Annotated in this window: 22 protein-coding genes; 6 read left to right on the top strand and 16 right to left on the bottom strand. The window is 71.6% G+C overall.

The window, feature by feature from the left end:
- The first annotated feature begins 222 nt into the window (after window positions 1-222).
- Entirely contained in the window at window positions 223-1299 is a 1077-nt protein-coding gene (locus JOF36_RS07015; protein ID WP_210025588.1) for an acyltransferase family protein, read from the top strand.
- Between the two features lie 109 nt (window positions 1300-1408).
- Here the strand turns inward: JOF36_RS07015 and JOF36_RS07010 are convergent, their stop codons facing one another.
- Together JOF36_RS07010 and JOF36_RS07005 are read right to left on the bottom strand one after the other, a co-directional pair.
- Window positions 1409-1882 (bottom strand): MerR family transcriptional regulator, encoded by a 474-nt coding sequence (locus tag JOF36_RS07010; RefSeq protein WP_307862252.1) that lies wholly within the window; start codon window positions 1880-1882, stop codon window positions 1409-1411.
- Window positions 1883-2073: 191 nt separating this feature from the next.
- Complete coding sequence (locus JOF36_RS07005; RefSeq protein WP_307862742.1) at window positions 2074-2811, bottom strand: CPBP family intramembrane glutamic endopeptidase; 738 nt, start codon at window positions 2809-2811, stop codon at window positions 2074-2076.
- 30 nt (window positions 2812-2841) lie between these two features.
- Here JOF36_RS07005 and JOF36_RS07000 point away from each other — a divergent pair, with 30 nt between their 5' ends.
- Window positions 2842-3303 (top strand): hypothetical protein, encoded by a 462-nt coding sequence (locus JOF36_RS07000; RefSeq protein WP_210025586.1) that lies wholly within the window; start codon window positions 2842-2844, stop codon window positions 3301-3303.
- Here the strand turns inward: JOF36_RS07000 and JOF36_RS06995 are convergent.
- From JOF36_RS06995 to htpX, 3 genes are all read right to left on the bottom strand, one after another.
- On the bottom strand, window positions 3300-4784 hold the full coding sequence (locus JOF36_RS06995; RefSeq protein WP_210025585.1) for an amidase: 1485 nt from the start codon (window positions 4782-4784) through the stop codon (window positions 3300-3302). The genes JOF36_RS07000 and JOF36_RS06995 overlap by 4 nt on opposite strands.
- A gap of 21 nt (window positions 4785-4805) precedes the next feature.
- Window positions 4806-5423, bottom strand: coding sequence for a hypothetical protein (locus JOF36_RS06990; protein WP_210025584.1), 618 nt, complete (start codon window positions 5421-5423; stop codon window positions 4806-4808).
- Between the two features lie 115 nt (window positions 5424-5538).
- Window positions 5539-6396, bottom strand: a complete 858-nt coding sequence (gene htpX / locus JOF36_RS06985; RefSeq protein WP_210025583.1) for a zinc metalloprotease HtpX — start codon at window positions 6394-6396, stop codon at window positions 5539-5541.
- Between the two features lie 170 nt (window positions 6397-6566).
- Between htpX and JOF36_RS06980 the strand changes: the two genes are divergently transcribed.
- The 3 genes from JOF36_RS06980 to JOF36_RS06970 all read left to right on the top strand — a co-directional run bounded on the left by JOF36_RS06980 (window position 6567) and on the right by JOF36_RS06970 (window position 10451).
- Window positions 6567-7328 (top strand): enoyl-CoA hydratase, encoded by a 762-nt coding sequence (locus JOF36_RS06980; protein ID WP_210025582.1) that lies wholly within the window; start codon window positions 6567-6569, stop codon window positions 7326-7328.
- Between the two features lie 127 nt (window positions 7329-7455).
- Window positions 7456-9390, top strand: coding sequence for a 2-oxoacid:acceptor oxidoreductase subunit alpha (locus tag JOF36_RS06975; RefSeq protein ID WP_210025581.1), 1935 nt, complete (start codon window positions 7456-7458; stop codon window positions 9388-9390).
- On the top strand, window positions 9387-10451 hold the full coding sequence (locus JOF36_RS06970; RefSeq protein ID WP_210025580.1) for a 2-oxoacid:ferredoxin oxidoreductase subunit beta: 1065 nt from the start codon (window positions 9387-9389) through the stop codon (window positions 10449-10451). Before JOF36_RS06975 ends, JOF36_RS06970 begins: the two co-directional genes overlap by 4 nt.
- A 78-nt stretch (window positions 10452-10529) precedes the next feature.
- Here the strand turns inward: JOF36_RS06970 and JOF36_RS06965 are convergent, their stop codons facing one another.
- A complete protein-coding gene (locus JOF36_RS06965) occupies window positions 10530-11168 on the bottom strand; it encodes a sunset domain-containing protein (RefSeq protein WP_210025579.1) in 639 nt (212 codons plus the stop codon).
- 1541 nt (window positions 11169-12709) lie between these two features.
- Between JOF36_RS06965 and rarD the strand changes: the two genes are divergently transcribed.
- Window positions 12710-13621 carry an EamA family transporter RarD gene (rarD, locus tag JOF36_RS06960; RefSeq protein ID WP_210025578.1) on the top strand — a complete coding sequence of 304 codons (912 nt, stop codon included), beginning with the start codon at window positions 12710-12712 and terminating at the stop codon, window positions 13619-13621.
- A gap of 4 nt (window positions 13622-13625) precedes the next feature.
- Here the strand turns inward: rarD and JOF36_RS06955 are convergent, their stop codons facing one another.
- The 10 genes from JOF36_RS06955 to nuoF form a co-directional block, all read right to left on the bottom strand.
- Complete coding sequence (locus tag JOF36_RS06955; protein ID WP_210035227.1) at window positions 13626-14627, bottom strand: polyprenyl synthetase family protein; 1002 nt, start codon at window positions 14625-14627, stop codon at window positions 13626-13628.
- A gap of 23 nt (window positions 14628-14650) precedes the next feature.
- Window positions 14651-16264 carry an NADH-quinone oxidoreductase subunit NuoN gene (gene nuoN, locus JOF36_RS06950; protein ID WP_210025577.1) on the bottom strand — a complete coding sequence of 538 codons (1614 nt, stop codon included), beginning with the start codon at window positions 16262-16264 and terminating at the stop codon, window positions 14651-14653.
- Window positions 16261-17904 (bottom strand): NADH-quinone oxidoreductase subunit M, encoded by a 1644-nt coding sequence (locus JOF36_RS06945; protein WP_210025576.1) that lies wholly within the window; start codon window positions 17902-17904, stop codon window positions 16261-16263. Before JOF36_RS06945 ends, nuoN begins: the two co-directional genes overlap by 4 nt.
- Window positions 17901-19796 carry an NADH-quinone oxidoreductase subunit L gene (gene nuoL, locus JOF36_RS06940; RefSeq protein ID WP_245351506.1) on the bottom strand — a complete coding sequence of 632 codons (1896 nt, stop codon included), beginning with the start codon at window positions 19794-19796 and terminating at the stop codon, window positions 17901-17903. The genes JOF36_RS06945 and nuoL overlap by 4 nt, the downstream gene beginning before the upstream one ends.
- Window positions 19797-19868: 72 nt before the next feature.
- Window positions 19869-20168, bottom strand: coding sequence for an NADH-quinone oxidoreductase subunit NuoK (gene nuoK, locus JOF36_RS06935; protein WP_210025574.1), 300 nt, complete (start codon window positions 20166-20168; stop codon window positions 19869-19871).
- Window positions 20165-21010, bottom strand: coding sequence for an NADH-quinone oxidoreductase subunit J (locus JOF36_RS06930; protein WP_210025573.1), 846 nt, complete (start codon window positions 21008-21010; stop codon window positions 20165-20167). The genes nuoK and JOF36_RS06930 overlap by 4 nt, the downstream gene beginning before the upstream one ends.
- On the bottom strand, window positions 21007-21546 hold the full coding sequence (gene nuoI, locus JOF36_RS06925; RefSeq protein ID WP_210025572.1) for an NADH-quinone oxidoreductase subunit NuoI: 540 nt from the start codon (window positions 21544-21546) through the stop codon (window positions 21007-21009). Before nuoI ends, JOF36_RS06930 begins: the two co-directional genes overlap by 4 nt.
- Window positions 21547-22824, bottom strand: coding sequence for an NADH-quinone oxidoreductase subunit NuoH (gene nuoH / locus JOF36_RS06920; protein ID WP_245351505.1), 1278 nt, complete (start codon window positions 22822-22824; stop codon window positions 21547-21549). It abuts the gene before it with no gap.
- 2 nt (window positions 22825-22826) lie between these two features.
- A complete protein-coding gene (locus tag JOF36_RS06915; RefSeq protein WP_210025570.1) occupies window positions 22827-25280 on the bottom strand; it encodes an NADH-quinone oxidoreductase subunit G in 2454 nt (817 codons plus the stop codon).
- Entirely contained in the window at window positions 25277-26635 is a 1359-nt protein-coding gene (nuoF, locus tag JOF36_RS06910) for an NADH-quinone oxidoreductase subunit NuoF (RefSeq protein WP_210035226.1), read from the bottom strand. The genes JOF36_RS06915 and nuoF overlap by 4 nt, the downstream gene beginning before the upstream one ends.
- Between the last annotated feature and the right edge of the window lie 18 nt (window positions 26636-26653).

The raw sequence follows: 26653 nt of genomic DNA, 5'->3' as shown, positions 1-26653 counted from the left end.
GTGCCGACCTGGACGACAGCGCCACCCAACTCTACCCCCACGTCAGACTTTACCGGCCGCAAGACCCCTTGCTCCCCCTGTTCAGATCGCCATAACAGCCACTTGAACTGCGATTCTACCGCTTGCCTAGTCCGTTCGGGCCATTGTGAACTCTACTGTCTCGTGAATGTAGTGTTCTCGAGGTACGAGGTCGGGCCACACGAGGGAAGCGGGCACGGGGTCTTGCTGTCGAGCAGGTTCGATCCACAGCGCAACGCGTTCGACGTGCTTCGACTGCTGTTCGCGACCGTCGTGGGGATCACGCACGGCATCGGGATCCACACGGGAAGCCAGCCGTCGTGGGGGAACACGCTGCTCGGCGACATCGGCCTGGACGGCTTCTTCATCCTGAGCGGGTTCCTGGTGGCGCGGAGCTTCCTGCGGCTCGACTCACCGCTGCGCTACGTGTGGCACCGCTTCCTGCGGATCATGCCGGGGTTCTGGGCCTGCCTGCTCGTGGTCGCGTTCGTCGCGGCACCGATCGCTGCGCTGCTGCGTGGCGACCCGGCCGGTCTGGCGTTCACGGGCGCGCCGTCTGCGCTGCGCTATGTGCTGGCGAACTCCGGTCTTCTGGTCCTGCAGTACGACATCGCGAGCATTCTCGAGGGCACCCCGGAGGGTGTCAGCTTCAACGGTGCGTTGTGGACCCTGTTCTTCGAAGCCGGGTGCTACGCCCTGGTCCTCGCGCTGGGGGTGCTCGGGGTCCTCCGCCGCCGGAGGTGGGTCGTACTGGCGCTCGCCGGCGGGTGCGCGCTGCTGACGATCCTCCAGGAGGCGGGCGTCGACATCCTGGTGAACGACCGGGTTCTGCGCCTCGGCTTCGTGTTCGTCCTGGGCATGCTCGGCTACCTGTTCGCGGACCGGATCGTGGCGCGAGCGGACCTGCTACTGATTGCGGTGGCCCTGGTCGGGGTCAGCCTGTTCCTGTTCGAGGACTACCGGGTGCTCGGCGCCGCCCCGCTCGCCTATGTCTTCGTCTGGTTCGGGGCCTGGCAGCGGCTGTCCTGGTCGATGCGGCACGACCTGTCCTACGGCGTGTACATCTACCACTGGCCGATGCACCAGGTGCTCAACCTGACGGCGCTGGCCGCCCTTCCGACCGCGCTGTTCGTCACCGTCGGGCTCCTGTCCACCGTGCCCGTCGCCGCAGCCTCGTGGTTCCTCGTCGAGCGCCGGGCGATGCGATGGAAGCATGCCGATGTGCCTGCTCGGATCCGGCGGCGGCGAGAACCCGCGGAACCGGCGGCGGCGACCCGGTAGGTCTCCCCGTATCGAGGCGGGCGATGTCGTCCAGCACCTCGCGGTGCGCGGCGTCCGTGCTGAGCAGGTCGGCCGGCACACTGCCGGTCCATCTGGCGTACGACGGAGCTCAGTCAGCAGTACGCGAGGCGTTCCTCGACCGGGTGGATGCGTCGAGGTTCTTCAGATCACGCGACAACGACTCGAGGCTGTCGACCTGGTGACGCAGCGCCTCCAGCCGACTGTCCGTCGCCGCCCGGAACATCGCCAGGCGACCGAGGAGGTCATCGACCCGGCCCGACCCGAGATCGTCCGGCTCCCGGAGCCCGTCGACGGTCGACAGCAGCTCCTTGATCTGCTCGAGACTGAAGTCGAGCGGCTTGAGCCGCTTGATGAACGCGAGCCGGTCGACGTCGGCCTCGGTGTAGAGACGGAACCCACCGGACGACCGCGCCGACGGCGTCACCAGGCCCACCTCGTCGTAGTGCCGGATGGTTCGCAGCGACAGGCCGATGCGCGTCGATACCTGACCGATCTGCATCAGCTCATCGCCCATCGAAATGGTCCACCTCTCGCCACCGCTCGGTAAAACGCCGTTGGTCAAGGGTAGCCAGCGGCTCGATCGAGCGGTTCACGGCGCACCCGCCGACCCGATGATGCCGGTCCGGGCGATGTGCACCACCTTCCCGATCTCGCGCAGACGATCCGACGGTTCGCCGAGCTGACGGCTCCCGGGGCGTCGTCGCCGCCGTCGGTCTCGCTCGCCCATCCCGGCCGTAGGCGGTTCGGCTCCCCTCAGATGCCCGACGCCAGGACCAGGATCACCACCCCGTGCGTGACGGTCGCGGCGAGCACACCGTGTCGCAGGCGAACCCACGCACACGCCAGCCCCTCGGCCAGGGTGAACGCGAGGATCGGCCATCCGAGGTCCGTGACCGTCGAGGCGAGGAACACGTGGCCGGACGCGAAGAGCAGCCCGGACAGCAGCACGGTGCGCACCGGGTCGTAGCCGAGTGGACCGGCCAGGTAGCCCTGCAGCAGTCCGCGGAACAGCACCTCCTCGAGCAGGTTCCCGCCGAACGCGAGCACCGCCAGCGCCGGCAGCAGGGTCACCGCCACCGCACCCCCGCGCTGGTCCAGCGGCACCGTCCGCAGCAGCACGACGAGCGGGACCAGCACCACCGCGGCCGCACCGAGCGCATGCAGCAGCGCACGCGGCCCGAGCCCGCCCCACACGACCAGCCCCCGCAGGTCCCGCGGTCCGAACGCGACCGCGAGCGAGAGCAGCACACCGGACGCGCCGAGTCCGATGAGGACGATCGGGTCCGGCGCGAACCGCAGCCACACGGCGCCGTTCGTGGTGGTACCGAGCGACCACAACCCGAGCGGGGTCATCGCGTCGCGCAGCAGGACGAAGCCGAGCAGCGCGACGACGATCCGCAGCAGCGGGGCGCAGCGCCCGAGCGCCAGGAACGCCGCCGCGAGCACGGTGAGGCCGGGCAGGATCCGCAGCGGGTAGTCGAGGAGGAACACGCTGGTCAAGGGGCTAGCCTCCGTGGTCGGATGACCCGCGACAACTCGCGTCCGAACCGTCGCCAGGGAGGTCGCCGCGGTGCGCAGAACCCCACGTCAGCCTGTGCCCGGGAGACATGCCGGACCACACTGGACGCCGAGTTCGCCGCCCTGCGCGCCGACCCGCCGGACCCGGTGACGGCGGTGCTACGGATCGCCGACACCGCCGTCGCGTTGCACGCCGACCACCCGCACCTGCACGCGTTGTTCGCCGGCTTCGCCACCCGCACCCCGGGCGGGGTCGCCGCCGTGGACGCGCTGCGCGAGGACTGCACGCGGGAGGTCGCGTTCCACCTGTCCCGCCGGCCCGGCGGCGAGGACCCCGGCGAGCTCGCCCGGACCGTCGTGCACGCCGTCGACGGGCTGCTGCACCACTCCCCCGCCGCCGCGGACGTCCAGCGCGCCCGGATCCGCACCCTGGCGCGCCTCCTCGAGCCCGCGGTGCCCGGCTAGAGCGCCGGTCGCAGGTGTGCCCAGGGCCGGGCCCGCTCCAGCTGCGCGGCCAGCGCCAGCAGCTCCGGCTCCGCTCCGGGGCGCCCGACGAACTGGACGCCGAGCGGGAGCCCGTCCGGCGTCCGGTACAGCGGCACCGACGACGCCGGGCGCCCGGTCAGGTTCGCCAGCTGGGTGAAGGGCACCGGGGCGAAGTTGGCGTCGACCAGACCCTCGACCAGGTTCATCCGCCCGAGGAGCCCGCCCGCCCCGGCCGACAGCAGGCCCGTCGCCGCCAGCTTCATCGGCCCGGACAGGTCGAGCGCCCCGATCGGCCACGGCGGCCGGGCCAGGGTCGGGGTGAGCAGCAGGTCGTAGCGCTCGTGGAAACCGGCCAGCGCGCGGGTGTGGGCCTGCCAGCGGCCGAGGGCGGCGAGGTACGCCGGTGCCGGCGTCGCCCGGCCGATCGCGGCCATCACCCGGGTCTCGGTCTCGAACGCGTCCTCACCGCACCCGGTGAGCGCGATCGCACCGTCCACCTGGGACGCGATCATGGCGAACCAGGTGGTGAGGAAGTCGGTCGCCAGCGCGCGACCGTCGACGGCCGGGGCCGACTCCTCCACGACGTGCCCCAGCGAGGTGAGCAGCTCCGCCGCATCGGTGGCGGCGGCGACCGCCTGCGGATCCACCGCGCCGCCCAGCGGGGAGGCCGTGCTCACGCCGATCCGCAGCGGCACCGGGTCCTCGCGCACCGCGTCGGCGTACGGGCGTTCCGAGGGACGCACCGTGTACGGGCCCTCGGGGGCCGGTCCGGCCATCACGTCCAGCAGCGCGGCGGAGTCACGCACCGTGCGGGACACCACCCCCTGGACGGCGGCGCCGTGGAACCCCTCGCCGACCTCCGGCCCGGACGGGACGACGCCGCGCCCGGGCTTGAGACCGAACAGGCCACAGGCGGCGGCCGGGATGCGGATCGAGCCGCCGCCGTCGCTCGCCCCGGCGGCCGGGACGATCCCCGCCGCCACCGCGGCGGCCGAGCCGCCGGAGCTGCCACCGGGTGTCCGCGCCGAGTCCCACGGGTTGCGGGTCGGGCCGCCGGCAGCGGGCTCGGTCACGGCCCGGGCGCCGAACTCCGGCGTCGCGGTCCGGCCGAAGATCACTAGCCCGGCATCGGTCCAGCGACGGACCACGGTGGACGTCTCCGGGCGCGCGAACGACGCCAGCGGCCGCGACCCGCTGCCGGTCGGGACCCCCGCGATGTGCTGGGACAGGTCCTTGACCAGGAACGGGACGCCGGCGAACGGGCCGGCGAGCTCGCCGCGGGCACGGGCACGGGCGGTGTCCGTCATCCGGAGCCGGATGGCGTTGACCGTCGGCTCGACGATCTCGGCGCGGGCCAGCGCCGCCTCCAGCAGGTCCGCCGCGCTCACCTCACCGGCCGCGACCAGCCCGGCCAGCCCGACGGCGTCGTGGCCGCGGTAGTCCTCCCACCCGATCCCCATGGGGAGATCGAATCAGAACGGTCAGGGATTCGATACCGGCGCGGGAGGAACCGGGGCGGCCGCCGGGTCCGGAGCGCCGTTCACCCCGGCGACGACGCCGAGGGCGAGGATCAACGCGGTCGCCGCTCCCAGCACGGCGGGCAGCACGGGACGGACGGTCGGCGGCAGTTCCGGGAGCCGGAACCCCGCACTGCCCGACGACGGCGCCGCCGCACCCTGCACGGGTGCCGGCCGGAACGGCTCGGGCAGCCGGGCGAGCACCGCGACCGACGGGTACCCGCGTGCGGATCCGTCCTCGCGGGGACGCGGGATCGCCGACAGCGCCTGGGTGGGCGCGTCCCCGAACAGATCGCCCCCGGACAGGTCGTCTCCGGACAGGTTGTCGCCGGACAGATCGTCCCCGGCCGAGGACGGCTGCGGGATCACCGTGGAGCGGGCGGAGCCGGTCTCCTCGGGCGCCGCTGCCTGCTCGGGAACGCTCAGCCACCCGGTGACCTCGGCGGCGCCGCCGGGGCGGAACAGGTCCTCCCCGGACAGGTCACCGCCGGCCGCGGCGTCCCGGGGGCCGCTCTGGGCGGGCACGGACGGGCCGGTCTCGGACAGTGCGTGCCGGGGCTTGTGGCCGGGGTTCTCGCTCATGGGTCCTCTTCCGCAGGGGGAGCTCTGCTACCCCGTTCATCGCAACCGACCCCCGCGACCGTTACGAACCCGCGACCTCGCCGCACGCGACGGGCCTCCGGTGGCCCCGGCCGGATCAGCGGGCCATGGCCTGGAGCCGGGCGATGCGGTCCTCCATCGGCGGATGGGTGGAGAACCAGCGGGCCATCTTCTCGCCGGGCCGGAACGGGTTGGCGATCATCAGGTGCGACTGCGCGGTGAGCCGCGGGTCCGGCGGCAACGGGGCCGCGGCCGTCCCGTACTTGAGCTTGTGCAACGCCGAGGCCAGTGCCAGCGGGTCCCCGCTCAGCTCGGCACCGGACGCGTCGGCCTGGTACTCCCGGGACCGGCTCACCGCCATCTGCACGACGCCGGCGGCGACCGGGCCGAGCATCGCGACCAGGATGATCGCGATCGGGTTCGGACGGTCCTCGTCGTTCCCGCCGAACATGCCGGCGAACATCGCGAAGTTGGCGATGAACGACACCGCCGAGGCCATCGCACCGGCCACCGAGGAGATCAGGATGTCCCGGTTGTAGACGTGGCAGAGCTCGTGGCCGAGCACGGCGCGCAGCTCGCGCTCGTCGAGCAGGTTCATCAGGCCGGTGGTCACGCAGACCGCGGCGTTGCGCGGGTTGCGGCCGGTGGCGAACGCGTTCGGTGCGTCGGTCGGGCTGATGTAGAGCGCAGGCATCGGCTGGCGGGCCTTCTTGCTGAGCTCGCGGACCATCCGGAACAGGTGCGGGTACTCGGCCTCGGTGATCGGCTGGGCGTGCATCGAGCGCAGGGCCAGCTTCGCCGAGTTGAAGTAGGCCCAGCCGTTCATTCCCAGCGCCACGACCAGGGCGATCATCAGACCGGTCCGGCTTCCGATCAGTCCACCGATCGCGAGGATCAGTGCGCTCATGGCGCCGAGGAGCACGGCCGTCTTCAGGCCGTTCATGTGGCTGTGCACGCCGCCCTCATCCCTCCGTGCGGTACTGCGGGTGTCCACCTGCTGAACGGACGTACCGGGCACGACGTTCCCGGCTGTGACCGAGGACGGGCCGCTGCGGGCTCCGAGGCGTTCCGTTCCGTGAGACCCGTCACGCGCAGGTGACCGGCCCGGCATGGATGATCCAGGGCATGAGTGACATCGACGTCCGGACCGAGATCACCGACGGGGTTGCGGTGCTGACCGTGGCCAATCCGGCGCGACGCAATGCGCTGAACCTGGAGCTGTCCCAGAGGTTGGTCGAGGCGGTCGACGCGGCGAACGACGACGAACGTGTCGGCGCGATCGTCGTCACCGGCGAGCCGCCCGCGTTCTGTGCCGGGGGCGACCTGGCCGAGCTCCAGGAGGCCGACCCGGCCACGCTCAAGCGCGTCTACTCCGGCTTCCTCGCCATCGCGTCCTCCCCGCTGCCCACCCTCGCCGCGGTGAACGGTGCCGCGGTCGGCGCCGGCATCAACCTCGCACTGGCCTGCGACGTCCGCCTCGCCGGCCCGACCGCGCGGTTCGACGTCCGGTTCATGCAGCTCGGGCTGCACCCCGGCGGCGGGTACACGTGGATGGCCCAGCGCGCCCTCGGCGCCCAGGGAAGCGCCGCGATGACGCTGTTCGGCGACGTGCTCGACGCGCGGGAGGCCGAGCGGGTGGGCCTGGCCTGGCGCGCCTACGACAGCGACGAGGAGCTGCTGGCCGGCGCGATGCAGCTGGCCGGGCGGGCCGCCGCGGCGCCGCGCGATCTCATCACGACCACGAAGTCGACCATGCGGGTGACGTCCCGGCTGGACTCGCACGCCGACGCGACCGACATCGAGGTCCGCGCGCAGGCCGAGAGCGTGCACTCGGCGGCGTTCGCCGAGCGGGTCGCGGCCCTGCAGAAGAAGATCAGCAAGAAGTGACCGACCACACTTCCGGAACCCGGCAGACGCCTGTGACGTGGGACAGGGCGGCGGGACGTTCGACCGAACCGGCGGTTAACCTCGATGTAGCACCGCACTTCCGACGGAACCGGGGGCCGATCTACCCATGACGACCAGCGACACTTCTGTCGAGTCTCGTGACTCCGAGGTCGTTCAGCGTGACCGGGTGGTGATCCGGTTCGCCGGTGACTCCGGTGACGGGATGCAGCTCACCGGGGATCGGTTCACCTCGGAGACGGCGAACTTCGGCAACGACCTGTCGACGCTGCCGAACTTCCCGGCCGAGATCCGGGCGCCCGCCGGGACGCTGCCCGGTGTGTCGTCGTTCCAGCTGCACTTCGCCAACTACGACATCCTCACCCCGGGCGACCGGCCGGACGTGCTGGTCGCGATGAACCCGGCGGCGCTGAAGGCGAACATCCGCGACCTGCCCCCGGGCGGGGTGCTGATCGTGAACACCGACGAGTTCACGAAGCGGAACCTGACCAAGGTCGGCTACGAGGCGAACCCCCTCGAGGACGAGTCCCTGGAGCAGTACGCCGTGCACGAGGTCGCCATGGCGACCCTGACCCGCGGCGCGCTGGAAGAGACCGGGCTGTCGAAGAAGGACGCCGAGCGGGCGAAGAACATGTTCGCGCTCGGGCTGCTGTCGTGGATGTATCACCGCCCCTCGGAGTCGACCGAGCGGTTCCTGCGCGACAAGTTCGCCAAGAAGCCCGACATCGCCGAGGCCAACATCCTCGCGTTCCGCGCCGGGCACGCCTACGGCGAGACGACCGAGGCGTTCGCGGTGACCTACGAGGTCGCCCCGGCGAAGCTGAACCCGGGCACCTACCGCCAGATCACCGGCAACATCGCGCTCTCCTACGGGCTCATCGCCGCGGGCCGCACGACGAACCTGCCGGTGTTCCTGGGCAGCTACCCGATCACCCCGGCCAGCGACATCCTGCACGAGCTGTCGCGGCACAAGGCGTTCGGCGTGACGACGTTCCAGGCCGAGGACGAGATCTCCGGTGTCGGCGCCGCACTGGGTGCCGCGTTCGGCGGCGCCCTGGGCGTGACCACCACCTCGGGCCCGGGCGTGGCGCTCAAGGCCGAGACGGTCGGGCTGGCCGTGGCCCTGGAGCTGCCACTGCTGGTGATCGACGTGCAGCGCGGCGGGCCCTCGACCGGGTTGCCGACCAAGACCGAGCAGGCCGACCTGTTGCAGGCCCTGCACGGGCGCAACGGTGAGGCGCCGCTGCCGGTGATCGCACCGTCCACCCCGGGCGACTGCTTCATCGCCGCGGTCGAGGCAGCCACGATCGCGGTGCGCTACCGGACACCGGTGATGCTGCTCTCCGACGGTGCGCTGGCCAACGGCTCCGAGCCGTGGCGCATCCCCGACGTCGACACGCTGCCCGACGTGGACCCGGGATTCGCGACCGAGCCCAACGCCCCCGACGGGTCCGGCGAGTTCTGGCCGTACCTGCGCGACCCCGAGACCCTGGCCCGGCCGTGGGCGATCCCCGGCACCCCCGGGCTCGAGCACCGGGTCGGCGGGCTGGAGAAGGCCGACGGCCACGGCGCGATCTCCTACGACCCGGACAACCACGACCGGATGGTCCGGCTGCGCCAGGCCAAGATCGACGGCATCGAGGTGCCGGACCTGACCGTCGACGACCCCGACAACGGCCCCGACAGCGCCGGCGCCGATCTACTGGTGATCGGCTGGGGCTCGACCTACGGCCCGATCAACGCCGCCGCGCGCCGCGTGCGCAAGCTCGGCCACTGTGTCGCGACCGCGCACCTGCGCAACCTCAACCCGATGCCGGCCAACCTCGGTGAGGTCCTGCGCTCCTACCGCACGGTGCTGTGCCCCGAGATGAACCTCGGACAGCTGGCGCTGCTGCTGCGCGCCCAGCACCTGGTCGACATCAAGAGCTACACCAAGGTCGCCGGGCTGCCCTTCGGTGCCGAGGAACTCCAGGACGTGTTCCTCGACTACCTGACCGGCACCCACCCGGAGGCCGCAACCGAGATCACTGGAGCGCAGGCATGACCGCCACCGACCTCGGCCTGCCCGGCATCGGATCGGGCGGCCTGGACGGGGTCCCGACCACCGACGCCAAGCAGACCGCCAAGGACTACACCTCCGACCAGGAGGTCCGCTGGTGCCCCGGCTGCGGTGACTACGCCGTGCTCGCCGCCGTGCGCCAGTTCATGCCCACCCTGGGGATCAAGCGGGAGAACACCGTCTTCGTCTCCGGGATCGGCTGCTCGAGCCGCTTCCCGTACTACCTCGACACCTACGGGATGCACTCCATCCACGGGCGCGCCCCGACGATCGCGACCGGGCTGGCCACCAGCCGTCCGGACCTGTCGGTGTGGGTCGTCACCGGTGACGGCGACGCGCTCTCGATCGGCGGCAACCACCTCATCCACGCCCTGCGCCGCAACGTCAACATCAAGATCCTGCTGTTCAACAACCGGATCTACGGGCTCACCAAGGGCCAGTACAGCCCGACCAGCGAGGTCGGCAAGGTCACCAAGTCCACCCCGATGGGATCGCTGGACCACCCGTTCAACCCGATCTCCCTCGCACTGGGTGCCGAGGCGAGCTTCGTCGGCCGGGCCCTGGACTCCGACCGCAAGGGCCTGCAGGCCGTCCTCGGCGCCGCGGCCGCACACCGCGGATCCGCGCTGGTCGAGATCTTCCAGGACTGCCCGATCTTCAACGACGGCAGCTTCGACGTCCTGCGCAAGCCCGAGACCAAGGAACAGCGGATCGTGCCCGTCGCCGACGGTGAACCCATCCGCTTCGGACCCGACGGCTCCTACGCCGTCGTCCGGAAGGGATTCGGGCTCGGCGTCGTCGAGGCCGCCTCGGTCGACGAGTCCGACATCGTCGTCCACGACGCGACCGACCACGAGCTCGCGTTCGCCCTGTCGCGGCTGTCCGACCAGGACCTCAACCACACGGTCACCGGCATCTTCCGCAACGCCCCACGGCCCACCTACGACGACGCCGCCCGCGCCCAGGTCCAGGCCGCGCGCGAGAAGAACCCCGACGCCGACCTCCAGGCCCTGCTCAACGGCCACGACTCCTGGACGATCGTCTGACGGCACCCGCTCCACGACGGCCCCGGCGCTTCGGCGCCGGGGCCGTTCGCCGTTCCGGGACCTGCCGGCGATGGTCGGTCAGCGGGCGCCGGGGCGTTCGTACCAGGCGATGAACCCGGCTCCCCGGGCCTCCTGCTCCCCGGTGAAGTAGAGATCGGCCCGGGTACGGACGTAGTACGGGGACTCGAGCGTATGGAACCGGCGCGAGCCGCTGTGCACCTTCACCCGATGGGTCTCGGGCGGCTCCGAACCGTCGGTCGGTGCCAGCACGGAGCCCCGGTACGGACCTGGCCGGGGACCGGTGTCCCACGGGGTCGCCGTCGGGCCGAGGAGACGCGCGTCCAGCGCGGCGAGGGCCGACCCTCCGGTCGGTGCCGACGTTCCTCGTGACCCTGTCTGCGCTGTGAGCGGCTCGAGCGGTCCGCCCTGCTCCGGCAGGTCGACCTCGGGCAGTGGCCCGGGATCGACGCCCTCGTGCAGGGCATGGCGGCCGGGCCCGGACGGGTCGTCGTCGTGGCCCGGCTGCTCGGGGATCGCCGGAGCATCGGGCGCGGCCCCGGTGCTCCTGCCGGTGCTGTCGGGGGCCTCCGTCGCCGCGGCGCGGTCCACCGGTTCGGTCCCGGAGTCGGCGGCCGAGCCACCCGTCACGGTGCCCCGCTCGTCGGTCGCGGTGCCACGGGCGGGGGCCGCTGCCCCCGCTGCGATGCCGCCCGGCACGGTCGTGCCTGAACCGGGTTCATCGGGAGCGGCATGCCCGCCGGCAGCCGTGTCCCCGCCGGCGGCCAGGTTCCCACCGGCAGCCGGGTTCCCACCAGCGGCCAGGCCCCCGGCGACAGCCGAGCTCCCGCCGGCAGCCGGGTTTCCACTGACAGCCGAGTTCCCGTCGACAGCCGAGTTCCCGTCGACGGCCGGGTACTCGTCGACAGCCGAGTTCCCGTCGACGGCCGGGTACTGGTCGACGGCCGGGTTTCCGACGGCACCAGGGCTTCCGGCGGCAGCCAAGCTTCCGGCCGCAGCCGAGCCTCCGGCCGCAGCCGGGCTTCCGGCCGCAGCTGAGCTTCCGTGGACGGCCGCGTTCCCGTCGGCGGCAGCAGATGTGGCCGGTACGGCCCCGGCGCCCCCGGTCGCGGTGTCACGGTCGTCGTCGGTCGCGGTCCTGCCTGCCCGATCCGATGCTCCCGTCGCGGCGCTGCCCGACGCAGCGCTACCCGAGGCAGCGCGGTCCGACACGGCGCTGTCCGGTGCGCTGCTGCCCGACACAGCGGCGCTGTCCGGCGCGCCGCTGCCCGGCGCAGCGCTGCCCAACACAGGGCTGCCAGACACAGGGCTGCCCGTCACAGCGCTCCCCGCAGAGCTGTCCGACGCGATGCCGTCCGACACAGCGCTATTCGGTTCGCCGCTGCCTGACACGGCACGGCTCCCCGCAGTGCTGTCCGAAGCGGTGCTGCTCGAAGCGGTGCTGCCCGACACGGCACCGCTGTTCGACACAGCGCTGTCCAACGCAGCGCTGTCCGACGCGGCGCTGCCTGACACCGCGCTGCCCGACACGGCGCTGCCCGACACGGCGCTGCCCGACGCAGCACCGCGCGGCGCGCTCGTACCGGGTGCGGCACCGCCCTCGTGCCGGTCATTCGATGAACGGGGCCCGGCCGCGCTCCTGGAAGACTCGTCCCGAGCCGCGGCGGTGTCGCCGACCCCGGCCCTCCGCACAGCCGCTGCAGTCACGTCCCGCTCGGCAGACCCGGACGCACTGCCGGCCCGGCCGGAGCCGGCGTCTCCACGGCCGCGCGGCACATCCCGGCCGGTCGCGGCGGCAGGGGTTGCGGGTGCATCGGGGGCCGCGTCCGGGGACGGAGTGTGCGCTCCGGCAGCCGCGGCGGCGGGGTCGACGGCCCCGGCGGTGTCGAACATCCGCCCGGTACCGGGGTCCCGCCGCGTGTCCGGGGCGCCGGACGCCTCCGAGGCGCCGGACGCGGCCGGGGCGCCGCGCCCGCCCGACCGGGCCGAGCCCTCCGCGGCGTCGTCCGCTCCGCCGCCGTTCCCGCGCGTCCGGGCCACCAGGAGCCCGACCACCACGAGGACGACGACGATGGCGAGCAGTGCCCACATCCAGTCCATCACCGGACCTCCGTCCGCCCGGGGCCGCCCCGGGCGCAGTGCTTGGTATCACGGACCGTGTACGGGCGTCGGGACGCTCACGCGCCCGGACACCCGTGCCGGATCATGGTGCCCGTGCTGTGCCACAGGACGGTAACGCGATGACGACCCATTCCCCCGATCGACTCACACCCGAACGGAGTGAGCTCGACCCGAAGGGCCTCACGACGGGCGTCGTCGCCTACGTGCTGTGGGGTCTGTTCCCGGCGTTCTGGCCCCTGCTGGACCCGGCGACGCCGGTCGAGGTGCTGGCCCACCGGATCGTCTGGACGACCGTGCTGATGTCGGTGGTGCTCACCGTCCTGCGCGGCTGGGGCGACCTGCGGCGGCTCGACGTCCGCGGCTGGCTCGCGATGGCCGCCGCCGCGATGTTCATCGCCGTGAACTGGGGCGTGTTCATCTGGGGCGTCTCGGTGGGCAGGGTCGTCGAGACCGCGCTCGGGTACTACATGACACCGCTGGTGGGGGTGCTGCTGGGCGTCGTCGTCCTGCGGGAGCGGTTGCGCGTGGCGCAGTGGGCGGCGCTGGGCCTGGCGGCCGTCGCGGTCGGGGTGATCGCCGTCGGGAACGGGACCGTCCCGTGGCTGTCGATGACGCTGGCCTGCTCGTTCGGGATCTACGGCCTGTTCAAGGCGACCGTGCGGGTACCTGCGGCGGCCAGCCTCACGGCGGAGGGGCTGGTCCTGCTCATCCCCGCCTCGATCTACCTGCTGGTGCTGGAGTCGTCCGGCGCCGGGACGTTCCTCGAGCTCGGCCCGTGGCACCTGCTGCTCATGCTCGCAGCGGGTCCGGCGACCGCGCTGCCGTTGCTGCTGTACGGCTCCGCGGCACGCCGGCTCCCGCTGTCCACGCTGGGCGTGCTGCTCTACATCAACCCGACGCTGCAGTTCCTCTGGGGCGTGCTCGTCGTCGGCGAGCAGATGTCCGCGGCCCGCTGGGCCGGTTTCGTGCTGATCTGGCTCGCCCTGGTCGTGTTCACCCTCGACCTGGTGCGGCGCCGCAGCCGCCCGTGAGGGCCTACCCCACCCGATCGACGGTGTAGTCGGTCAGGGTCCGCAGGGCCTCGATCGCCGAGCAGGCCGGCAGCACGGCGAGCTCGGCGCGGGCGCGGTCGGCGTAGCCGCTGACCGTCTCCCTCGCCTTGCGCAGCCCGTCCCCGGAGCGCAGGAGGTCGAGTGCCTCGGCGACCTCGGCGTCGTCGGTGATGGGGGCGGCCAGCAGCTCGCGCAGCCGCCGCGCCGACGGCGAGTCGTCGCCGTCGCGCAGCGCGTACAGCATCGGGAGGGTGTGCACGCCCTCCCGCAGGTCGGTGCCCGGTGTCTTGCCCGAGTCGTCGGCGGGGCTGGCGATGTCGATGATGTCGTCCGAGATCTGGAACGCGGTCCCGATGAGGTCGCCGAACCGGCGCAGCGCCTCGACGTGCTCCGCGGGCGCACCGGAGAACATCCCGCCGTAGCGGCCCGAGGTGGCGATCAGCGAGCCGGTCTTCTCCGCGACCACCCGCAGGTAGTGCGCCACCGGGTCGTCCGACGCCCGCGGGCCCCGCGTCTCGCGCATCTGACCGGTGACGAGCTGGGCGAACGTCTCGGCGATGATCCGGACCGCGTCCGGGCCGAGGTCGGCGACCAGCCGGGACGCGTGCGCGAACAGAAAGTCACCGGTCAGGATCGCGACCGAGTTGTCCCAGCGGGAGTTCGCCGACTCCGCGCCACGGCGCATCGCGGCCTCGTCCATGACGTCGTCGTGGTACAGCGTGGCGAGGTGGATCAGCTCCACCACCGCCGCCGCGGTGATCACCCCGTCCCGCTCCGGGTGCGGCCCGATCTGCGCGGCGAGCAGCGTGAACAGCGGCCGGAAGCGCTTGCCACCGGCCTCGATCAGATGCAGCGAGGTCTCGGTCACGAACTCGTAGTCGCTGTGCACCTCGCGGTGCAGCAGGTCCTCGACCCGCTTGAGCCCGTCCGCCGTGGCCTCGGCCAGGACCGGATCGGCCATCCGGATCCCGGCCACATTCTGCATCTCCACCCCCACAGCGTACGAAGTCAGCCCGCGAACGCGCCGCTGGCAGCCCATTCCAGGACCGGAGTGGGAAGAATCCCGAGCACCAGCGTCGCGAGCGTGCCCAGCGTGATGGCCACCGTGGTGAACGCTCCGGGCACCACCACGGTCGGCCCGTCCTCGGCCGGCTCGTTGAAGTACATGAGCACGACCACCCGGATGTAGAAGAACGCCGCCACCGCGGAGGCGATCAGCGCGATCACCACCAGCGGCACCATGCCGTCCGCCGAGGCCGCCGAGAAGATCGCGAACTTCGCGGTGAACCCGCTGGTCAGCGGGATTCCGGCGAGTGCGAGAAGCAGGAACGTCATGATCCCGGCGGCCAGCGGGGAGCGCTTGGCCAGCCCTGCCCACTGGGACAGGTGACCTGCCTCGCCGTCCGGTCCGCGGACCAGCGACACGACGCCGAACACCGCGACCGTGGTGAAGCCGTAGGCGACCAGGTAGAACATCAGCCCGGCGGTGCCCTCGGGGGTGAGCGCCATCGCACCGAGCATCAGGAAGCCGGCGTGCGCGATCGAGGAGTACGCGATCATCCGCTTCACGTCGGTCTGGGTCAGGCCCAGCACCGCGCCGACGACCATCGACACGACCGCGACGACCCACAGCACGCCCCGCCACTCCCAGACGGTGCTGCCGAAGGCGACGTAGAGCACCCGGGCGATCGCGCCGAACGCGGCGACCTTGGTGCAGGCCGCCATGAACGCGGTGACCGGCGTCGGGGCGCCCTGGTAGACGTCCGGCGTCCAGGTGTGGAACGGCGCCACCGACCCCTTGAACAGGAGCCCGACCAGCAGCAGGGCGAGACCGGCGAACAGCAGCGTGTCGGAGGCGAGGCTGCCGGCGGCCGCGTCGGAGATCTCGCTGAGCCGGACCGATCCGGAGTAGCCGTAGAGCAGCGCGACGCCGTACAGGAAGAACGCCGAGCCGAACGCGCCCAGCAGGAAGTACTTGACGGCCGCCTCCTGGGAGAGCAGCCGGCGTCGCCGGGCCAGCCCGCACATCAGGTACAGCGGCAGCGACAGCACCTCGAGCGCGATGAACATCGTCAGCAGGTCGTTCGCCGCGACGAAGGCCATCATCCCGCCGAGCGCGAACAGCAGGAACGGGAACGGCTCGGTCTGCATCGTCGGTACGTCGTCGGGTGCCCCGTAGGAGCGGTCGACGTGTTCCGGCCCGGAATCACCGGAACCGCCGGAGCCGCCGGTGCGGGCGGCGGCCCGCTCGGCCGCCGACGCCACGAACACCCCGCCCGGTTCGACCGACCGGTCGGCCACCAGCAGCAGGCTCGGGATCGCGAGCACGAGCAGCGTGCCCCACAGGAACAACGACGGCGCGTCCACCGACAGCGCGGCGCCGAACGTCAGCACCGGCTCCGGACCGGTCAGCGCGTAACCGGCCAGCGCGACGAGCGCGGCGACCAGGGTGAGCGTGGTCGTGAGCACCTGCACCGGCCAGCGCTGGTGTCGCGGCAGGAAGGCCTCCAGCAGCACCGACACGCACGCGCCCACGAACACGATCCACAGCGGCGACGACGCCGCCCAGTCGATCGACGGCATCTCGATCTGCGTCGGCACCTGGGCCGGAAGAACTGTCATCGGGGCATCCCTCCAGCGGGCACCGGGTCGGGCAGGCCGACCTCCTGCATGGTCGCCGTCACGGACGGGTTGATCAGGTCGAGGACCGGGGCCGGGTAGAAGCCCAGCACGATGATCGCGACGATCAGCGGTGCGAGCACCCCGATCTCCCGGCCGGTCAGGTCCGGGAACCCGCTGCCCTTGCGCTCCGCCGCGACGACCGGGTCGATCATCGAACCGGGTCCGCCCGCACCGCCGCGCTCCAGCGCCGCGATGACCGCGGAGCCACGGACCGGGCCCTGCATCGTGCGCTGGTAGAACCACAGCACGTACAGCGCGGCGAAGATGATCCCGATCGTGGCGATGATCGTGAACACCGGCCGGGTCGGGAACGAGCCGACCAGGACCAGGAACTCGGAGACGAACGAGTTGGTGCCGGGCAGCGCCAGCGAGGACATGCCCGCCAGCAGCATGCACCCGGCCAGCACCGGGGCGAGCTTCGCGACGCCGCCGTAGTCGGCGATCAGGCGCGAGCCGCCGCGGCTGATCAGCACACCGACCATCACGAACAGCATGCCGGTCGAGAGCCCGTGGTTGACCATGTAGAGCGTCGCCCCGGCGAACGCCTGGCTGGAGAACGCGAACACGCCGAGCGCGATGAACCCGAAGTGCGCCACCGAGGTGTAGGCGACGAACCGGCCCATGTCGGTCTGCCCGACCGCCAGCAGCGCGGCGTAGATGATGCCGGCGACGGCGAGCACCAGCACCACCGGCGCGAGGACCTGGCTGGCCTGCGGGAACAGCGGCAGCAGGTAGCGCAGGAACCCGAAGGTGCCGACCTTGTCCAGCACGCCGACCAGCAACACCGCGCCGACGATCGGGGCCTCGGCGCCGGCGTCGGGCAGCCAGGTGTGGAACGGCACCAGCGGCGCCTTGATCGCGAACGCGATGAAGAAGCCGAGGAACAGCCAGATCTGGGTCGACGTCGGGGTGCTCTCGGCGATCGCCTGCAGCTCGGCCCAGGTGAAGGTGCCCCGGCCCAGCTGCTCGGCGCTCGTCACGTACAGCCCGATCAGCGAGGCCAGCATGATCAGGCCGCCGAGCAGCGAGTACAGGAAGAACTTGACCGCCGCGTACTGCCGGTTCGGCCCGCCGAAGCGGCCGATCAGGAAGTACATCGGGACCAGCATGGCCTCGAAGAACACGTAGAAGAGGAAGACGTCCGTGGCGGCGAAGACGCCCACCAGCGTCGCTTCGGTGGCCAGCAGCAGCGCGAAGTAGCCCGCCGCGGACCGGCCCTCGGGCAGCTTCTCCGCCCACGCGAAGAGCATCAGCCCGGGCACCAGGAACGCGGTCAGCGCGATCATCGCCAGCGCGATGCCGTCCACGCCGAACGCGAGGTGCGTGCCGAACGTCGGGATCCACGGCATCGAGAACTCGAGCTGGAACCGGGTGCCCGCCTCGGCGGCCGGGATCGAGTACATCGCCCAGGCGACGACGACGAGCACGAACTCGAGCAGCGCGGTCGCCATCGCGACGGCCTTGGCGGCCGGCACGTTGCGCCGCAGCGGGTACATCACCAGCGCGCCGAGCACCGGGACGAGCAGCAGGACCAGCAGGAACGGGTTACCGCCGCTGCCGGGAACGATCGGGTCGATCATGCGAACCTCACCGCCAGCATGGCCGCGACGATGAGGACCCCGCCGCCGAGCATCGATAGGGCGTAGGACCGGACGAAGCCGGTCTGCAACCGGCGCAACCGGCCGGAGCTGCCGCCGAACGCGGCGGCCGTGCCGTTGACCAGGCCGTCGATCCCGCGGTTGTCGAAGTAGACCAGCAGCCGGGTGAGCCAGATGCCGGGCCGCTCGAGGAACGTCTCGTTGAACGCGTTCGCGCCGAGATCGGCCCGGGCGGCCGCGACGACCGGCGACACCCGCTGCGGACGCTGCACCGGCACAGAGGCCCGGCCGACGAACAGGTACGCCAGCAGCACACCGAGCAGCGAGACGCCGACGACCAGCCACGGGATCACCGCGTGCGGCAGCGCACCGCCCTCGAGCTCGACGCGCTCGCCGACCGACGGGGCCAGCCAGCCCGGCAGCACCGGGTAGAGCAGCGCACCGGCGCCGATCGAGCCGACCGCCAGGACGATCATCGGCACGGTCATCGTGGCCGGGGACTCGTGCGGGTGGTAGTCGCGGCCGTCGGTGGACTGCAGGTCCCGCCAGCGCTGCTCACCGAAGAACGTCATGAGCATCAGGCGGGTCATGTAGAAGCCGGTGAGCCCCGCCGCCAGGGTGGCGAGCCCGCCGAACACCCAGCCCTGCCAGCCGCCCTGGGAGAACGCGGCCTCGATGATCGCGTCCTTGGAGAAGTACCCGGACAGGAACGGGAAGCCGATCAGGGCCAGGTAGCCGAGGCCGAAGGTGACGAAGGTGATCGGCATCTTCCGCCACAGGCCGCCGAAGCGGCGCATGTCGACGTCGTCGTTCATCGCGTGCATCACCGAACCGGCCCCGAGGAACAGCCCGGCCTTGAAGAAGCCGTGGGTGAGCAGGTGCAGGATGCCCAGCGCGTAGCCGACCGGGCCGAGCCCGACGGCCAGGATCATGTAGCCGATCTGGCTGACCGTGGAGTAGGCCAGCACCTTCTTGATGTCGTCGTAGGCACACCCGACGATCGCGCCGATCATCAGCGTGACGACGCCGATGAGGCAGACGACCAGGCGTCCGGTCTCGGACAGGTTGTAGATCGGCGCCGCCCGGGCGATCAGGTAGACGCCGGCGGTCACCATCGTCGCGGCGTGGATCAGGGCGGAGACCGGGGTCGGGCCCTCCATCGCGTCCGGGAGCCAGGACTGCAGCGGGAACTGGCCGGACTTGCCGCAGGCCCCGAGCAGGAGCAGCAGCGTGATCGCCAGGACGGTCCCCGCGGGCACCTCGCCGATCCGGGCGAAGACCTCGGTGTACTGCAGCGTGCCGAGCTCCAGCCAGAGCAGGAAGATCGCGATCGCCAGGCCGACGTCGCCGACCCGGTTCATGATGAACGCCTTCTTCGCCGCGGTCGCCGCGGACGGGCGGTCCTGGTAGAAGCCGATCAGCAGGTAGGACGCCAGGCCGACGCCCTCCCAGCCCAGGTAGAGCAGCACGAAGTTGTTGCCGAGGACCAGCACCAGCATCGCCGCGACGAACAGGTTCAGCTGGGCGAAGAACCGGCGGCGGTTCGGATCGTCGCTCATGTAGCCCACCGAGTAGAGGTGGATGAGCGCACCGACGCCGGTGATCAGCAGGACGAAGGTCAGCGACAGCGGATCGAGCCGGAGACCGAAGTCGACGGAGAGGGCACCCGAGGACATCCACTCGTAGATTCCGAGCTCACGGGTGCGGGACTCCGGGGAGAGTCCGAGGGTCTCGACGAACACCGCGAGTCCGGTGGCGAACGCGGCCACCACGGTGCCGACGCCGAGCCAGTGGCCCCAGGCGTCGGCGCGCCGGCCGGCCAGGAACAGCACCAGGGCACCGGCCGCGGGCAGCGCGATCAGGAGCCACGCCAGCGACGCGGCCCCGGTCGCGGGCTCGGCGGCCTGCGCGAGGGTGAGGGGGAGCTGGGTCACCGTTGTCCGCTCCTAGTATTTCAAGAGGTTCGCGTCGTCCACGGAGGAGGACTGACGGGTGCGGAAGATCGCCGTGATGATCGCGAGCCCGACCACCACCTCACAGGCGGCGACCACCATCACGAACAGCGCCATCACCTGGCCGTCGAGGTCTCCGTTGATCCGGGAGAACGTGACCAGCGACAGGTTCACCGCGTTCAGCATCAGCTCGATGCACATGAACACCACGACGGCGTTGCGGCGGATGAGCACACCGGCCGCGCCGATGGTGAACAGCAGCGCCGAGAGCAGCAGGTAGTAGTCGGGCGTCATCGGTGGTCCCCCGTGTCACTCGCCTCGCCCGCATCGATCGTGCGGTCGGGTGCGGGGCGGCCGGTCAGCGCGTGCGCGTCCGGCGTGGTCGTGTCCGGGACATCGACCGAGATCGACTCGATGATCTCCGACAGGGACTCCGGGGCGATCGAGCCGTCCGGGAGGATCGCCGGCACGGCGACCGAGTTCGCGGTGGCGTAGACGCCCGGGCCGGGCAGTGGGGAGATGCGGGCGTGCTCGCCGCGCAGCCGGAGCGTCACCGTGGCCCGCTGGCCGATCTTGGTGTGCTGGGCGCCCTGCGATCCGGTCAGCACCATCGCGCCGAGCGCGGCGATCATCAGCAGCGCCGCGGTCAGCTCGAAGGCCAGCAGGTAGTCGGTGAAGATCAGCCGGCCGATACCGGGGACGTTGCCGTTCCAGCCCTGCCCGCCGGCCTCGAGACCGGCCGGGGTCACGTTCGTGAGCCCCCGCGACAGCCCGCCGACCAGCAGCGCGGCCAGCCCGACGCCGAAGACCAGCGCCGCGGCCCGCTGCCCGCGCAGGACCTCGATCACCGAGTCCTTCGAGTCCCGCCCGACCAGCATCAGGACGAACAGGAACAGCATCATCACGGCGCCGGTGTAGACGATGATCTGCACGAAGCCGAGGAACGGCGCGGACTGCACCAGGTACAGCACCGCGATCGAGAGCATCGTCAGCACCAGCAGCAGCGCGGCGTGCATCGCATGCCGGGCGAACACCAGGCCGAGCGCACCGGCCAGGGCCACCGGGCCGAGGATCCAGAACGCGACGGCCTCACCGGTACTCACCTCGCCCGCGGCCTGGGCAAGTACGGCGTTCATCGCATCTGCTCCCCGGTCTGGTCCAGGACGGACGTCTTCGCCAGGGTCGGGCCCTGCACGTAGTAGTCCTGCTCGTCCTCGCCGAGGCGCATCGGGTGCGGAGGCTGCTCCATACCCGGCAGCAGCGGGGCCATCAGCTGCTCCTTGGTGTAGATGAGGTCCTGGCGGTTGTCGTCGGCCAGCTCGTAGAAGTTGGTCATCGTCAGCGAGCGGGTCGGGCAGGCCTCGATGCACAGGCCGCAGCCGATGCACCGCAGGTAGTTGATCTGGTAGATCGCGCCGTAGCGCTCACCCGGGGAGTAGCGGGCCTCCTCGGTGTTGTCACCGCCCTCGACGTAGATGGCGTCCGCGGGGCAGGCCCAGGCGCAGAGCTCGCAGCCGACGCACTTCTCCAGCCCGTCCGGGTGCCGGTTGAGCTGGTGACGGCCGTGGTAGCGGGGTGCGGCCGGCGGGAAGTCCTCGGGGTACTCCTCGGTGACGACCTTCTTGAACATCGTCGAGAAGGTGACACCGAAGCCCTTGAAGAAGTCGAACATCTAGTTGGCGTCCTTTCCGGCCGGCACGGCCTTACGACGCTTGGGCGGCGACTCGGGGACCTCGAGGTCCATCGGCGGCACCGGGTAGTCCGATGCCGGCTCCACCGGTGCGTCCTCGACCTGGCGGTCCGGCAGCAGGAACGCCACCGCGAGCACGACGGCCAGCGCGAACCCGATCAGCGAGAGCAGCAGGACGAGGTTGTCGCCGCCGGTGGTCTGGAAGGCGCGGATGCCGAAGATCGCGACGATCCACACCAGCATGACCGGGACCAGGACCTTCCAGCCCAGCTTCATGAACTGGTCGTAGCGGAACCGCGGCAGCGTCCCGCGCAGCCAGATGAACACGAACAGGAACAGCAGGATCTTGATGATGAAGGCCAGGAACTGCATCCAGCCGTAGGCGTTGAGGAAGCTCAGCGGCCACGGCCACATCCCGCCACCGAGGAACAGCGTCACCGCCATCGCCGAGACCGTCACCATGTTCACGTACTCGGCCAGGAAGAACAGGGCGAACTTCAGCGACGAGTACTCGGTGTGGAAGCCACCGACCAGCTCGGACTCCGCCTCCGGGAGGTCGAACGGGGCCCGGTTCGTCTCGCCCACCATCGAGATCACGAAGACCACGAAGCTCGGCACCAGCAGCCAGAAGTACCAGCCGGTCGCCTGCGCCCCGACGATCGTCGCGGTGGACAGCGAACCCGCGTAGAGCACCACGCCGACGACGGCGAGGCCGAGCGCGATCTCGTAGGAGATGACCTGTGCCGCCGAGCGCATCGCACCCAGCAGCGAGTACGGCGAGCCGGAGGCCCAGCCGCCGAGCACGATCCCGTAGACGCCGATCGACGAACAGGCCAGCACCACGAGCACGCCGACCGGCAGGTCGACCAGCTGCAGTGCGGTCGGCTCCCCGAAGATCGTGACCTCGCCGCCGAACGGGATCACCGAGAAAGCCACGAACGCCGGGACCGTCGAGATGATCGGGGCGAGGAAGTAGACCTTCTTGTCGGCGAGCGCCGGCATGATGTCTTCCTTGAACGCCAGCTTCAGCCCGTCGGCGAGGCTCTGCAGCCAGCCGCCGGGGCCGGTCCGGTTCGGGCCCGGCCGGTGCTGCATCCGGCCGACGACCTTGCGCTCCCAGTTGATCATGAACAGGGTGAGCACGACGCCGAGCGCGAACAGCCCGACGACCTTGATCAGGATCAGCCAGAGCGGGTCGTCGGCCAGCAGCTGCTGGGTCGGGTTGAGCCCGTCGACCGGAGCCGGGGGCACCTGGAGCAGGTTCACGACGCGCGTCCGTTTCCGGCCGGGCGTACGCCGACCAGGTCACCGTGGCCGGCCCCCAGCGTGGGCCGGACATGCGATCCGGGCGAGCTGGAGGGCAGCCACACCACACCGTCCGGCAGGTCGGCCAGCGCGACCTGCAGGGTGATCGTCCCGCGGTCGGTGCCGACCGCCGCGTCGTCGCCCTCGACCAGCCCGAGCCGCTCGGCCGTCGCCGCGTTGACCCGTACGTAGGGGCGCCGGGCGGTGCCGGCCAGCGCGGGCTCGTCGATCGCCAGCGACGCGTCGTCGACCAGCTGACGGGAGGTGGCGAGCACCGCCTGCCCGTACCCGGGCCGCTGGGCCCGGTCCGCCGCGTGGGCGGGTGCGGCGGCGCCGGGTCGGCGCGACCCGATCCGGGCGAGCTCACCGGCCGCCGCGGCGGAGGTCTGGGTGAACAGGTCGGCGTCCATCTCCACGCCCAGGGTGTCCAGCACCCGGCAGTCCGGCAGCACACCGGTGGCGTCCAGCGCGACGCCGAACTCCCGGCGGCGGCCCTCCCAGTTCAGGTAGCTGCCGGAGCGCTGGGCGTCCGGTGCGACCGGCAGCACGACGTCGGCCAGCTCCGTCACCGCCGAGGTGTGCATCTCCAGGCTGACCAGGAACCCGACCTCCCGCAACGCCGTGATCGCCGCATGCGGGTCGGCCATGTCCTGCGGGTCCACCCCACCGACGACCAGCGCCGACAGGGCACCGCTCGCGGCCGCGGCGAGGATCGCGTCGCCGTCGCGGCCGGGCGTGGCCGGCAGCGGCCCGCAACCCCAGGCCTGCTCCAGCTCCGCACGGGCGGCCGCGTCGGTCACCGGGCGCCCGCCGGGAAGCAGTGTCGGCAGCGCGCCGGCTTCCAGCGCACCGCGGTCCCCGGCCCGGCCCGGCAGCCAGCCGATCGCCGCCCCGGTCCGCGCGGCCAGCGCGGACACCGCCGAGTACAGCCCGGGCGACTCCGCGGCCCGGTCCCCGACCAGGATCACCGCACCCGGCTGCCCCAGCGCGCCGACGACGTCGGCACCGGGCTCCGCGACGACCGCCGCCTCGCCCCCGGGCACCGCGTGCAGCACGGTCGCTCCGGTCTTCTCCGCACCGGTCGTGGTGAACGGAGCGACCTGGAAGTGCCGCAGGCCCTTCTTCCGCCACGCCTTGCGCAGCCGGAGGAAGACGATGCTCGACTCCTCCTCCGGATCGGTCGCGACGGTCAGGACGGCCGGCGCGTTCTCGATCTTCTCGAAGGTCACCGAGTCATCGCCCGGCTGTCCTGCGGGGGCCCCACCGACCACGTGCGCGGCGAGGAACTCCAGCTCCTCGTCCGAGTGCGGGCGGGCGCGGAAGTCCACGTCGTTGGTCCGGGCGACGACGCGGGCGAACTTCGCGTACGCGTAGGCGTCCTCGGTGGTGAGCCGGCCGCCGGGGAGCACGCCGATCCCGGCACCGTCCCGGGCCGCGAGCAGCCCGGTCGCCGCGACCTGCAGGGCCTCGGTCCACGAGGCCTCGGCCAGCTCCCCGTCGTCACGGCGCACCAGCGGGCGGGTGATCCGGCCGGCGCTGCCCAGGTAGCGGAACGCGAAGCGGCCCTTGTCGCAGAGCCACTCCTCGTTCACCTCCGGGTCGTTGCCCGCGAGCCGGCGCAGCACCGTCCCGCGGCGCGAGTCGGTCCGGATGGAACAGCCGGAGCTGCAGTGCTCGCAGGTGCCCGGCGTCGAGCGCAGGTCGAACGGCCGCGACCGGAACCGGTAGGCCGCGCTGGTCAGCGCGCCGACCGGGCAGATCTGGATGGTGTTGCCCGAGAAGTACGACTGGAACGGCTGGTCCTCGGCGATCCCGACCTGCTGGTTCGAGCCGCGCTCGAGCAGGTCGATGAACGGGTCACCGGCGATCTCCTCGGAGAACCGGGTGCAGCGCTGGCAGAGCACACAGCGCTCGCGGTCCAGCAGCACCTGCGACGAGATCGGCAGCGGCTTCGGGAAGGTCCGCTTCGTCTCGACGAACCGGGAGTCGGCCCGGCCGTGCGCCATCGCCTGGTTCTGCAACGGGCACTCGCCGCCCTTGTCGCAGACCGGGCAGTCCAGCGGGTGGTTGATGAGCAGCAGCTCCATCACGCCCTGCTGCGCCTTGTCCGCCCGCTCGGAGGTGTTCTGGGTCTTGACGACCATCCCGTCGGCGACCGTCATCGTGCAGCTGGCCTGCGGCTTCGGCATCGGCCGGCCGCCCATCTCCACCTCGACCAGGCACTGCCGGCAGGCACCTGCCGGGTCGAGGAGCGGGTGGTCGCAGAACCGCGGGATCACGATGCCGAGCCGCTCGCAGGTGCGGATCAGCAGCTCGCCCTTGGGTGCGTCGATCACCTGGCCGTCGATGGTGAGGCGGACGTGGCCCTCCGGGACCGGGGCCTCGGTCGTCTTCTCGGGAGAGAGGGTCATGCGGGTGCTCCGGTCAGTTCGGTGCCGCTGGTCCGTGCCGCGCCCTCCACGTCCGCCAGCTGCTCCGGACGGTCCACCTCGGGCTGCGACGCGATGAGATCCAGGAACTCCTGGCGGAAGTACTGCACCGCGCTGGTGATCGGGCTGGTCGCCCCGTCACCGAGTGCGCAGAACGAGCGGCCGAGGATGTTGTCGCAGACGTCGACCAGGGTGTCGATGTCGGAGTGCGTGCCCTCGCCGCGCACCATCCGCTGCAGCACCTGCACCAGCCAGTAGGTGCCCTCCCGGCACGGGGTGCACTTGCCGCAGCTCTCGTGCTTGTAGAACTCGGTCCACTTCATCACCGCCCACGGCACCGACACGGTCTCGTTGAAGACCTGCACCGCCGTCGTCCCCAGCATGGAGCCGGCCTCGGCCGCGCCCTCGAAGTCCAGCGGCACGTCGAGGTGCTCGGCGGTGAGCAGCGGCGTCGAGGAGCCACCGGGCGTCCAGAACTTGAGCGGGACCCCGTCCTTCATCCCGCCCGCCAGCTCCAGCAGCTCGCGCAGCGTGATCCCGAGCGGGGCCTCGTACTGGCCGGGCCGCTCGACGTGCCCGGAGATCGAGTAGATCTTCGGGCCGGGCGAACGCTCCCGGCCCATCGAGCGGAACCAGCCGGAGCCGCCGTTGACGATGACGGGCACGCTCGCGATGGTCTCCACGTTGTTGACCACCGTCGGGCAGGAGTAGAGGCCGGCGGTCGCCGGGAACGGCGGCTTGAGCCTCGGCTGCCCGCGACGGCCCTCGAGCGAGTCGAGCAGCGCGGTCTCCTCGCCGCAGATGTAGGCACCCGCGCCGGCGTGCACCACGATCTCCAGGTCGAACCCGGAGCCGAGGATGTCGCGCCCGAGGTACCCCTTGTCCTTGGCCTCGCGGACCGCGGCCCGCAGCCTGCGGATGCAGTGCAGCGCCTCGCCGCGGACGTAGATCGCGCAGAAGTTCGCCCGGATCGCGTAGCTGGTGACGATGCAGCCCTCGATCAGCGAGTGCGGGTCGGCCATCATCGTCGGGATGTCCTTGCAGGTACCCGGCTCGCCCTCGTCGGCGTTGATCACCAGGTACTTCGGCTTCGCGCCCGGGCCGGTCCCGCTGCCGTCGTCCTGCGGGATGAAGCCCCACTTCATCCCGGTCGGGAACCCGGCGCCGCCGCGCCCGCGCAGGCCGGAGTCCTTGATCAGCTGGATGAGCTGGTCCGGCTGCGCGGCGAACGCGGTACGCAGCGAGGTGTAGCCCTCGAGCTGCTCGTAGGTGTCGATCGACCAGGAGCGCGGCGCCAGCCACCGCCGGGTCAGCACCGGCGTGACCGGGTCCGGCATCTGCACCGGCTCGTTCTC

Origin of the sequence: Pseudonocardia parietis (genome assembly GCF_017876315.1) — a bacterium.
Lineage (GTDB): Bacteria > Actinomycetota > Actinomycetes > Mycobacteriales > Pseudonocardiaceae > Pseudonocardia > Pseudonocardia parietis.
The sequence above is the reverse complement of the archived record's forward strand: the minus strand, read 5'-3'. Positions and strand labels throughout refer to the sequence as shown.